The organism is Serratia sp. CY82433, from assembly GCF_052166535.1.
Taxonomy (GTDB): domain Bacteria; phylum Pseudomonadota; class Gammaproteobacteria; order Enterobacterales; family Enterobacteriaceae; genus Serratia; species Serratia sarumanii.
This window is the reverse complement of record NZ_JBJNOR010000002.1, coordinates 513,361-524,440: the sequence shown is the minus strand read 5'-3', so window position 1 is coordinate 524,440 and position 11,080 is coordinate 513,361. Positions and strand designations below refer to the sequence as shown.

The 11,080-nt window shown below is 60.1% G+C and carries 10 protein-coding genes; all 10 read left to right on the top strand.

Annotation, left to right across the window (positions count from 1 at the left end):
* The first annotated feature begins 3 nt into the window (after window positions 1–3).
* A complete protein-coding gene (tsaE, locus tag ACJ8PI_RS16040; RefSeq protein ID WP_033648706.1) occupies window positions 4–474 on the top strand; it encodes a tRNA (adenosine(37)-N6)-threonylcarbamoyltransferase complex ATPase subunit type 1 TsaE in 471 nt (156 codons plus the stop codon).
* A gap of 7 nt (window positions 475–481) precedes the next feature.
* Entirely contained in the window at window positions 482–2,314 is a 1,833-nt protein-coding gene (gene amiB / locus ACJ8PI_RS16035; protein ID WP_060438176.1) for an N-acetylmuramoyl-L-alanine amidase AmiB, read from the top strand.
* Between the two features lie 22 nt (window positions 2,315–2,336).
* A complete protein-coding gene (mutL, locus tag ACJ8PI_RS16030; RefSeq protein ID WP_164134881.1) occupies window positions 2,337–4,220 on the top strand; it encodes a DNA mismatch repair endonuclease MutL in 1,884 nt (627 codons plus the stop codon).
* The gene (miaA, locus tag ACJ8PI_RS16025; RefSeq protein WP_048321235.1) at window positions 4,213–5,154 is read left to right on the top strand and encodes a tRNA (adenosine(37)-N6)-dimethylallyltransferase MiaA; all 942 of its coding nucleotides are present in this window, start codon (window positions 4,213–4,215) and stop codon (window positions 5,152–5,154) included. The genes mutL and miaA overlap by 8 nt, the downstream gene beginning before the upstream one ends.
* Window positions 5,155–5,268: 114 nt before the next feature.
* Entirely contained in the window at window positions 5,269–5,577 is a 309-nt protein-coding gene (hfq, locus tag ACJ8PI_RS16020; RefSeq protein WP_004933678.1) for an RNA chaperone Hfq, read from the top strand.
* Window positions 5,578–5,675: 98 nt separating this feature from the next.
* Window positions 5,676–6,956: a ribosome rescue GTPase HflX gene (gene hflX, locus ACJ8PI_RS16015; RefSeq protein ID WP_004933675.1), complete on the top strand. Its 1,281-nt coding sequence runs from the start codon at window positions 5,676–5,678 to the stop codon at window positions 6,954–6,956.
* Between the two features lie 68 nt (window positions 6,957–7,024).
* A complete protein-coding gene (gene hflK / locus ACJ8PI_RS16010) occupies window positions 7,025–8,275 on the top strand; it encodes an FtsH protease activity modulator HflK (RefSeq protein ID WP_033636782.1) in 1,251 nt (416 codons plus the stop codon).
* 3 nt (window positions 8,276–8,278) lie between these two features.
* On the top strand, window positions 8,279–9,283 hold the full coding sequence (gene hflC / locus ACJ8PI_RS16005) for a protease modulator HflC (protein ID WP_004933669.1): 1,005 nt from the start codon (window positions 8,279–8,281) through the stop codon (window positions 9,281–9,283).
* 63 nt (window positions 9,284–9,346) lie between these two features.
* The gene (locus tag ACJ8PI_RS16000) at window positions 9,347–9,547 is read left to right on the top strand and encodes a DUF2065 domain-containing protein (protein ID WP_004933666.1); all 201 of its coding nucleotides are present in this window, start codon (window positions 9,347–9,349) and stop codon (window positions 9,545–9,547) included.
* A gap of 98 nt (window positions 9,548–9,645) precedes the next feature.
* A complete protein-coding gene (locus ACJ8PI_RS15995) occupies window positions 9,646–10,944 on the top strand; it encodes an adenylosuccinate synthase (protein WP_033648701.1) in 1,299 nt (432 codons plus the stop codon).
* Window positions 10,945–11,080: the final 136 nt, after the last annotated feature.

The following is an 11,080-nucleotide window of genomic DNA, read 5'->3' as shown; positions in this document are numbered from 1 at the left end:
CGAATGAAAGAACTCGTTTTACCTCTGCCGGACGAGGCAGCGACTGTCGCTTTGGGCACCACTTTGGCCCAGGCCTGCGATCGCGCCAGCGTCATCTATCTCTACGGCGACCTGGGCGCCGGTAAAACCACCTTCAGCCGTGGTTTCCTGCAGGCGTTAGGGCATCAGGGCAACGTCAAAAGCCCGACCTACACGCTGGTGGAACCCTATGCCTTGCAGCCGCTGGCGGTGTATCACTTCGATCTGTATCGCCTGGCCGATCCGGAAGAGCTTGAATTCATGGGCATTCGCGATTACTTCGCGCAAGACGCCATCTGCCTGGTCGAATGGCCGCAGCAGGGCACCGGCGTGCTGCCGGAGCCGGATCTGGCGCTGCATCTTAGCTATCAGGGCGAGGGGCGAGAGGCGAAGATCGAGGCGATTTCCGCATACGGCAGCCAGCTGTTAGACCGCATTCATGGATCACAGGGATGATGCTGCAATGACGCACGTGTTGAAAAAATTTGCGGTCATCATGCTGATCGCCGTGCTGGGGCCGCTCGGCGCGCTGAACGCGCTGGCGGCGTCCTCGCTGTCCGATATCAAAGTGACCAACGCCCAACGCGAAGCGACGGTGTCGGTGAGCTTCAATGGCCCGCCGGACTATGCGTTTTTCCCGCTGCACGGCCCGGAACGCGTGGTGCTGGACGTTAACCAGAAGGGCAAGGTCGGCGGTCTTCCGCTCAATTTCAGCGGGCAAAACCTGGTGAAAAGCATTCGTTCCAGCGCGCCGAAAGACGCGCAGAGCGTGCGCCTGGTGTTTGATCTGACCCAGCGCGCCAAAACCCGCGTCGCCACCCGCCAGAACGGCGGCGTGCATACCGTGGTGTTCACCATTACGGCCGAAGGCGGCGCCAATACCGTGGTGCGTAAAGCGCCGGTGCAAACGCCTGCGCCGGTTGCGGTCAATCCACCGCCGCGTCAGGCGCCGGTCACGGTCAGCCAGCCACCGCGCCAGGCGCCGGTCGCGGTGCGTGAAGCGCCGGAGCCGCCGCTGCGCAAAGCGCCGACAGGATCGAATCCCTTCACCAATAAACAGACCGTGGTCGCAGGCACCGCCACAGAGGTCACGCCGCGCAGCAGCCGCGTTTCCGCCGGTTCCGGCGATCGGGTGGTGGTAGCGATCGACGCCGGCCACGGCGGCCAGGATCCGGGCGCCATTGGCCCGAGCGGGCTGAAAGAAAAGAATGTCACCATCGCCATCGCGCGCCGCCTGCAGGCGATGCTGGACGCCGATCCGCAGTTCAAACCGGTGCTGACCCGTACCGGCGACTATTTCATCTCGGTGATGGGGCGCTCCGATGTGGCGCGTAAACAGGGCGCCAACGTGCTGGTCTCCATCCACGCCGACGCCGCGCCAAACCGCAGCGCCAGCGGGGCCTCCGTCTGGGTGCTGTCCAATCGCCGCGCCAACAGCGAAATGGCCGGCTGGCTCGAACAGCATGAGAAACAGTCCGAGCTGCTCGGCGGCGCCGGCGATCTGCTGGCCAACAGCCAGGCTGACCCTTACCTGAGCCAGGCAGTGCTGGATCTGCAGTTCGGCCACTCGCAGCGCGTGGGATACGACGTGGCGGTGAAGGTGCTGCAGCAACTGCAGAGCGTCGGATCGTTGCATAAACGCCGGCCGGAACACGCCAGCCTGGGCGTGCTGCGTTCGCCGGATATTCCCTCGCTGCTGGTGGAAACCGGATTTATCAGCAATAGCACGGAGGAGCGGCTGCTGGGCAGTAGCGCGTATCAGGAGAAGATTGCCAGGGCCATTCATAACGGCCTGCGCAGCTACTTCCTGGCGCATCCGCTGCAAGCCGACCCAAAGGTGGAAAACCGACCGCTGGACGTCGCAGCGGCGGTTAACACCTCAACACCAGACGTGCGCCAGCCTGAGCCTATCGTCAGCTCGGCCGGCGCGAGCCGCAGCGTAAGCGGCAAGACCCGGATCCACGTGGTGAAGCGGGCGGAAACGCTGTCCGGCATCGCCGACAGCTACGGCACCACCATGGCGGCGCTGCGTGATCTGAACAAACTGAAAAAAGACGGCGTGTGGGTAGGGCAACGTCTGAAGGTGCCGGCGGGGAAAGCCGCCGCCGTCACCACCACCGTCGCCAAGGCGAAAACGCCGGCGAAGAAAACGTCTAAACATAAAGTGGCCCGCGGGGATACGCTCTCCTCCATCGCTTCTCGCTACGGGGTCAGCGTCGGCGATCTGAAACGGGTCAATAATCTGAAGTCGGACGTCGCGCCGCTGGATCGGACGCTGACCATTCCGCAGGCCTAGCGCCATCGCTACAGGAGCCAGCATGCCTATCCAGGTGTTACCGCCGCAGCTTGCCAACCAGATTGCCGCCGGAGAGGTGGTTGAACGCCCCGCGTCGGTCGTCAAGGAGCTGGTGGAAAACAGCCTGGACGCCGGCGCAACGCGCATCGATATCGATATTGAACGCGGCGGTGCCAAGCTGATCCGCATTCGCGACAACGGCTGCGGCATCGGCAAGGACGATCTGGCGTTGGCGCTGGCGCGGCACGCCACCAGTAAAATCAGCACGCTCGACGATCTGGAGGCTATCGTCAGCCTCGGTTTCCGCGGCGAAGCGCTGGCCAGTATCAGCTCGGTTTCCCGTTTGACCCTGACGTCGCGCACCGCCGAGCAAAGCGAGGCGTGGCAAGCCTATGCCGAAGGGCGCGAGCAGGCGGTGACCGTCAAACCCGCCGCGCACCCGGTCGGGAGCACGCTGGAAGTGCTGGATCTGTTTTACAATACGCCGGCGCGCCGCAAGTTCATGCGCACCGAAAAAACCGAATTCGGCCATATCGATGAAGTGGTGCGGCGCATTGCGCTGGCGCGTTTCGATGTGGCGATCAACCTCAGCCACAACGGCAAACCGATCCGCCAATACCGGGCGGCGAAAGAAGAGAGCCAGCACGAACGCCGTTTGGGCAGCATCTGCGGCCCGGCGTTCTTGCAGCATGCGCTGAACATCGACTGGCAGCACGGCGATTTGAGCATCCGCGGTTGGGTGGCGGATCCGGCCGGGGCGCGCCAGCTGGGTGAAATGCAGTATTGCTACGTCAACTGCCGCATGATGCGTGATCGCTTGATCAATCACGCTATTCGTCAGGCCTATCAGGATCAGCTGAAGGACGATCAGCAGCCCGCTTACGTGCTGTATCTGGAGGTCGATCCGCACCAGGTGGACGTCAACGTTCATCCCGCCAAGCACGAGGTGCGTTTCCATCAGGCGCGGCTGGTGCACGATTTTATCTACCAGGCGGTAACCACCGTGCTGCAGCAGGCCGGTCAGACGCCGCCGCTGCCGCTGGCGGAAACGCCTGACGAAGCGCCCGCGCCGATCTGGCAGCCGGAGAACCGCATCGCCGCCGGCGGCAACCATTTTTCTCAGCCTGCGCCGCGCCGTGAAACGCCGCCACCGGCCGGCACCGCCCGCGAGCGGGCGCCGCAGCCGGGTTGGCAAACGACCGGCGGTTACCAGAAACGCGAAGGCGAGCTGTACGGTAAACTGATGCAGCCCGCCGCCGAGCCGCAGGCCGATGCCGCGCCGGAAGTCTCGAGCAAGCCGCCGCTGTTCCCGCCGGCGAAAGCCGCAGCGGAAACGCCGTTGGCGGGCGGCCAACACAGTTTTGGCCGGGTGTTGATGATCCATCCGCCGTGCTACGCGCTGATTGAGCAGCGCCAGCAGCCGGCGTTGCTCAATCTGGCGGTAGCCGAACGCTGGCTGCGCCAGGCGCAGCTCAACCCGCCGGCGGAAGGGCTGCGGCCGCAGCCGCTGCTGATCCCGATTAAGCTGACGTTGGAGAAGCGCGAAGCGGCGGCCATTGCGCGGCATCAGGCGCTGCTCGTGGCGATGGGGCTGGATCTGCAGACGGATCACGGCCGTGTGACGCTGCGCGCAGTGCCTTTACCATTACGCCAACAAAATTTACAAAAACTGATACCCGAACTGTTAGGCTATCTGGCCGAACATCAGGAGATGTCGCCCGCGGTGCTGGCCACCTGGCTCGCTCGCCGTCTTGGCAGCGAACATGAACAGTGGAACACCTCGCAAGCGATACAATTGTTGACCGACGTTGAACGACTTTGCCCGCAGCTGGTCAAATCGCCACCGAGCGGACTTTTACAACCCGTTGATTTACAGGCCGCACTGGCGGCCCTCAAGCATGACTGACACTGAAATGACACCACGTCCCCCGGCTATTTTCATCATGGGGCCGACCGCCTCGGGCAAGACCGCGCTGGCGATCGCGCTGCGCGAACGCCTGCCGGTGGAACTGATCAGCGTCGATTCCGCGCTGATTTACCGCGGCATGGATATCGGCACCGCCAAGCCGAGCGCCGAAGAATTGGCGCAGGCGCCGCATCGGCTGATCGATATCCGCGATCCCGCCGAAGCCTACTCGGCCGCGGAGTTTCGCGCCGACGCGCTGAAGGAGATGGCCGACATCACCGCCGCCGGGCGCATTCCGCTGCTGGTCGGCGGCACCATGTTGTATTTCAAGGCGTTGCTGGAAGGATTGTCGCCGCTGCCGTCCGCCGATCCCGCGGTGCGCGAGCGCATCGAATGGCAAGCGGCGGAGCAGGGCTGGGAGGCGTTGCATCGGCAGTTGCAGGCGATCGATCCGGTCGCGGCATTGAGAATTCATCCGAATGATCCGCAGAGACTGTCCAGAGCACTGGAAGTTTTTTTTATTTCGGGTAAAACTTTAACGGAACTGACTAAAATTTCGGGTGAATCGTTGCCGTATCAAGTTCACCAATTTGCGATAGCGCCGACCAGCCGTGAGTTGATCCATCAACGCATCGAGCTGCGGTACCATCAAATGTTGGCGGCGGGTTTTGAGACGGAAGCGCGTGCACTTTTCGCACGGGGTGATTTGCATACGGACTTGCCCTCCATTCGCTGTGTCGGTTACCGCCAGATGTGGTCATACTTGTCTGGTGAAATTAGTTACGATGAGATGGTTTATCGTGGTATTTGCGCAACACGTCAGTTGGCTAAACGCCAGATGACCTGGTTACGGGGTTGGGAGTCGGTCCATTGGTTGGACAGTGAAAAGCCGGGAGAGGCTTTGGACTCGGTGACACAGGTTGTTAGTGCATAGGTTGGGTGATTGTGTACAATTGCTGAGTATTCAGCGCGCAAATTTTTTACGTCGTTTATTTTAGAGCCGACAGGTTCTTAGTTACAAACAACAAGCAAATAAGGAAAAGATAGAATGGCTAAGGGGCAATCTTTGCAAGATCCGTTCCTGAACGCATTGCGTCGTGAACGTGTTCCGGTTTCTATTTATTTGGTGAATGGTATTAAGCTGCAAGGCCAGATTGAGTCTTTTGACCAGTTTGTCATCCTGTTGAAGAACACGGTTAGCCAGATGGTGTACAAGCACGCTATCTCTACCGTTGTCCCGTCTCGCCCGGTCTCGCATCACAGCAACAACCCGAGCGGCGGTTCAAGCAACTATCACCATGGCAACAATCCGTCTGCGCAGCAACAGCCGCAGCAGGAAAGCGATGACGCTGAATAAAGCGCGTTGCAAGTCAACCATGACGGGGAGCATAAGCAGCCGCGGGCTGTTTATGTCCCCCAAACTCACGGTGAGTGTCCGTTTGAGAGGTTGCACGCTTGTTTGACCGTTATGAAGCCGGTGAGCAGGCCGTACTGGTTCATATCTATTTCTCGCAAGACAAAGATACGGAAGACCTCAACGAGTTCGAATCGTTGGTTTCCTCAGCCGGTGTCGAAGCTTTGCAAGTGGTGACCGGTAGCCGCAAAGCCCCGCATCCGAAGTACTTTGTCGGCGAAGGAAAGGCCGAAGAAATTGCAGATGCGGTGAAAGCCAGCGGCGCGTCTGTTGTCCTGTTTGATCATTCCCTTTCCCCGGCGCAGGAAAGAAACCTCGAGCGCCTGTGCGAATGCCGGGTGATCGATCGCACCGGGCTGATTTTAGACATCTTCGCCCAGCGTGCCCGCACCCATGAAGGTAAGCTGCAGGTGGAGCTGGCGCAGTTGCGTCACATCGCCACGCGTCTGGTACGCGGCTGGACGCACCTGGAGCGGCAAAAAGGGGGGATTGGCCTGCGCGGGCCGGGGGAAACCCAGCTTGAGACCGACCGTCGCCTGTTGCGCGATCGCATCAGCTTGATTCTGCGCCGCCTGGAGCGGGTAGAAAAGCAGCGTGAACAAGGCCGACGCGCGCGGACCCGCGCCGATGTGCCGACCGTATCGCTGGTGGGCTACACCAACGCCGGCAAATCCACCCTGTTTAACCGAATAACGTCTGCCGAGGTGTATGCGGCGGACCAGCTATTTGCCACCCTGGATCCTACGTTGCGGCGCATTGACGTGCCGGACGTGGGGGATACCGTGTTGGCGGATACCGTAGGCTTTATCCGGCACCTGCCGCACGATCTGGTGGCCGCCTTCAAGGCAACGCTGCAGGAAACGCGTCAGGCATCTCTGCTGCTGCACGTCATCGATGCCGCAGATCCGCGCGTCGATGAGAACATCGAAGCGGTGAACACCGTGCTGGCGGAGATAGACTCGGATGAAATCCCTACACTGTTAGTGATGAACAAAATAGATATGCTGGACGATTTTGTGCCGCGTATCGACCGCAACGACGAAAACCTGCCGATCCGGGTGTGGCTGTCCGCCGCCAGCGGAGAGGGTATTCCGTTGCTGTATCAGGCGTTGACGGAGCGCTTATCGGGGGAGATCGCGCATTACGAATTGCGCTTACCGCCACGGGCAGGCCGTCTTCGCAGCCGTTTTTACCAGCTTCAGGCGATTGAAAAAGAGTGGAACGAAGAAGACGGCAGCATTGGCGTGGTGGTGCGAATGCCGATCGTCGAATGGCGTCGTCTCTGCAAGCAAGAACAGGACCTGATTGACTTTATCGTATGATCATATCCTGTTACATTTATGCTTCGCGAAAGCCTGAAGTACCCAATCACAGAATATGGAGCTAAAACATGGCGTGGAATCAGCCCGGTAATAACGGACAGGACCGCGACCCGTGGGGGAGCAGCAATAACAATGGCGGCAACTCTGGCGGTAACAACAAAGGCGGTCGTGATCAAGGGCCACCTGATTTGGACGATATCTTCCGCAAACTGAGCAAGAAATTGAGCGGTTTCGGCGGGGGCAAAGGCTCCAACAGCAATAGCGGCGGCACCGGCACCTCTGGTCCGGGCTTCAGCGGCCGCATTATCGGTATCGCGGCGGTGGCCGTGGTGGTGATTTGGGCCGCCAGCGGTTTCTACACCATCAAGGAAGCCGAGCGCGGCGTCGTGACGCGTTTCGGCAAGTTCAGCCACCTGGTGCAGCCGGGCCTGAACTGGAAGCCGACCTTTATCGACGACGTGCGTCCGGTGAACGTGGAATCCGTGCGCGAGCTGGCGGCGTCCGGCGTGATGCTGACCTCCGATGAAAACGTGGTGCGCGTGGAAATGAACGTGCAGTACCGCGTGACCAACCCGGAAGCGTACCTGTTCAGCGTCGTCAATGCCGACGACAGCCTGAGCCAGGCGACCGACAGCGCCCTGCGCGGCGTGATCGGCAAATACTCGATGGACCGCATCCTGACCGAAGGCCGTACCGTGGTGCGTAACGATACGCAGCGCATGCTGGAAGAGACCATCCGTCCTTACAACATGGGCATCACGCTGCTGGACGTCAACTTCCAGGCGGCGCGTCCGCCGGAAGAGGTGAAGGCATCCTTCGACGATGCGATCGCCGCGCGTGAAAACGAGCAGCAATACATCCGTGAAGCGGAAGCTTACGCCAACGAAGTTCAGCCGCGTGCGAACGGCCAGGCGCAGCGTCTGCTGGAAGACTCCAAGGCTTATAAGGATCGTACCGTCCTGGAAGCTCAGGGTGAGGTGGCGCGCTTTGCCAAGCTGTTGCCGGAATACAAGTCCGCACCGCAGATCACCCGCGAGCGTCTGTATATCGAAACCATGGAAAAAGTGCTGGGCCATACCCGTAAGGTGTTGGTGAGCGACAAAGGCAACAACCTGATGGTGCTGCCGCTGGATCAGATGCTGCGCGGCCAAGGCGCGGCGCCGGAGAGCGGCAACAAGGATACCAGCCTGATTCGCCTCAATCCGAATCCTGCGCCGGCTGCCAACAGCAGCGCCCCGCGCACCAGCGGCGGTTCGATTATGGATCAGCGCCGGGCGAATGCGCAGCGTGACGACACCACTCGCGTAGGGAGAGAGTAATCAATGCGTAAGTCTTTTGTAGTTATTGTCCTCGCGGTGCTGGTGGTGCTGTACGCTTCGCTGTTCGTGGTGCAGGAAGGCCAGCGCGGCATCGTACTGCGCTTCGGCAAGGTTCTGCGCGACGGCGAAAACAAGCCGCTGGTGTATGCGCCGGGTCTGCACCTCAAGATCCCGTTCATTGAGACCGTGAAGAACCTGGATGCGCGCATCCAGACCATGGACAACCAGGCCGATCGTTTCGTGACCAGCGAGAAGAAAGACCTGATCGTCGACTCCTATCTGAAGTGGCGCATCAGCGACTTCAGCCGTTACTACCTGGCGACCGGCGGTGGCGACGTCTCCCAGGCCGAAGTGCTGCTGAAACGCAAGTTCAGCGACCGTCTGCGTTCCGAAATCGGCCGCCTGGACGTGAAAGACATCGTGACCGACTCGCGCGGCAAGCTGATGTCCGACGTGCGTGACGCGCTGAACACCGGCACCGTGGGTGACGGCGAAGAAGTGGCGACCACCGAAGCCGATGACGCTATCGCCTCTGCGGCGGCGCGCGTTGAGCGGGAAACCACCGGCAAACAGCCGCAGGTTAACCCGAACAGCATGGCGGCGCTGGGCATCGAAGTGATCGACGTGCGTATCAAGCAGATCAACCTGCCGGCCGAAGTGTCCGACGCCATCTACCAGCGTATGCGCGCCGAGCGTGAAGCGGTAGCCCGTCGTCTGCGCTCGCAGGGCCAGGAAGAAGCCGAGAAGCTGCGCGCCAGCGCGGACTACGAGGTGACCCGCACCTTGGCTGAAGCCGAGCGTCAGGCGCGTATCACCCGCGGTGAAGGCGATGCCGAAGCGGCCAAGCTGTTCGCCAACGCGTTCAGCCAGGATCCGGACTTCTATGCCTTTATCCGCAGCCTGCGTGCCTATGAAGCCAGCTTCAAGGACAACCAGGACGTGCTGGTACTGAGCCCGGACAGCGATTTCTTCCGCTACATGAAGTCGCCTGATACCCTGCGCAAGTAAGCGCGGCAGGCAATCTGATCGAGGGCCCGTTTTCGCGGGCCCTTTCTCGTTTTTGGGGGATGCATGAACTCAACGATTTGGCTGGCGCTCGGGCTGGTTCTGGTGTTGGAAGGATTGGGGCCGATGCTGTTTCCGCAGGCCTGGCGCAAAATGATTGTGGCGATGTCGCAGTTGCCGGACGCGACGCTGCGGCGATTTGGCGGTGGAATAGTGGTTGCGGGCTGCGTGATCTACTACATGTTGAGCGGCCGCACGGGTCTTTAAAGTCTAGCCCAAAATTTATGCAATCGTATGCTAAAAGTGCTGAAAATCGAAAATTACGGTGGTAGAATCCATTTTTAAGCAATCGGTGATTTTGAAAAATGGGTAAGAACGTCGTCGTACTGGGCACCCAATGGGGTGACGAAGGTAAAGGCAAGGTTGTAGACCTGCTGACTGAACGGGCTCAATATGTTGTGCGCTACCAAGGTGGCCATAACGCTGGCCACACTCTGGTAATCAACGGTGAAAAAACCGTTCTTCATTTAATTCCTTCAGGTATTCTGCGTGAAAACGTCACCAGCATCATCGGCAACGGTGTTGTTCTGGCGCCGGACGCGTTGATGAAAGAAATGGGTGAACTCGAAGCGCGTGGCATCCCGGTACGCGAACGTCTGTTACTCTCTGAAGCTTGCCCGTTGATCCTGCCTTACCACGTTGCGTTGGATAACGCGCGTGAGAAAGCGCGCGGCGCAAAAGCGATCGGCACCACCGGTCGCGGTATCGGCCCGGCTTACGAAGATAAAGTCGCTCGTCGCGGCCTGCGCGTCAGCGATCTGTTCAACAAAGAAACCTTCGCCGTTAAGCTGAAAGAGATCGTCGATTACCACAACTTCCAGCTGGTCAACTACTACAAAGTTGAAGCCGTCGATTATCAGGCGACGCTGGACTACGTGCTGTCTATCGCCGACATCCTGACCGCCATGGTGGTTGACGTTTCCGAACTGCTGGACGGCGCGCGCAAGCGTGGCGACCTGATCATGTTCGAAGGCGCTCAGGGCACCCTGCTGGATATCGACCACGGTACTTACCCGTACGTCACCTCTTCCAACACCACCGCCGGCGGCGTGGCTACCGGTTCCGGCATCGGCCCGCGTTATGTGGACTACGTGCTGGGCATCGTGAAAGCCTACTCCACTCGCGTGGGTGCAGGCCCGTTCCCAACCGAACTGTTCGATGAAACCGGCGAGTACCTGTGCAAGCAGGGTAACGAGTTCGGCGCCACCACCGGCCGTCGTCGTCGTACCGGCTGGCTGGACGCGGTAGCGGTGCGTCGTGCCGTGCAGATCAACTCCCTGTCCGGCTTCTGCCTGACCAAACTGGACGTCTTGGACGGCCTGAAAGAAGTGAAGATCTGCGTGGGCTACCGCATGCCGGACGGCCGTGAAGTGGACACCACTCCGCTGGCGGCTGAAGGCTGGGAAGGCATTGAGCCTATCTACGAAACCATGCCGGGCTGGAGCGAAACCACCTTTGGCGTGAAAGAGCACAGCAAGCTGCCTCAGGCTGCGCTGAACTACATCAAGCGCATCGAAGAAGTGACCGGCGTACCGGTAGATATCATCTCTACCGGCCCAGATCGCAGCGAAACCATGATCCTGCGCGACCCGTTCGACGCATAATCAGGCTTTGCGGCATTAAACAAACCGGGCGCGTCCCGGTTTGTTTTTATCCTGACTCCCTCCGATTGCGGTTTCACGTCAAAAAATCCTTTCATAAACCCGCCTTAGGGCGCGGGATTCGCTAAATAATTAGCGA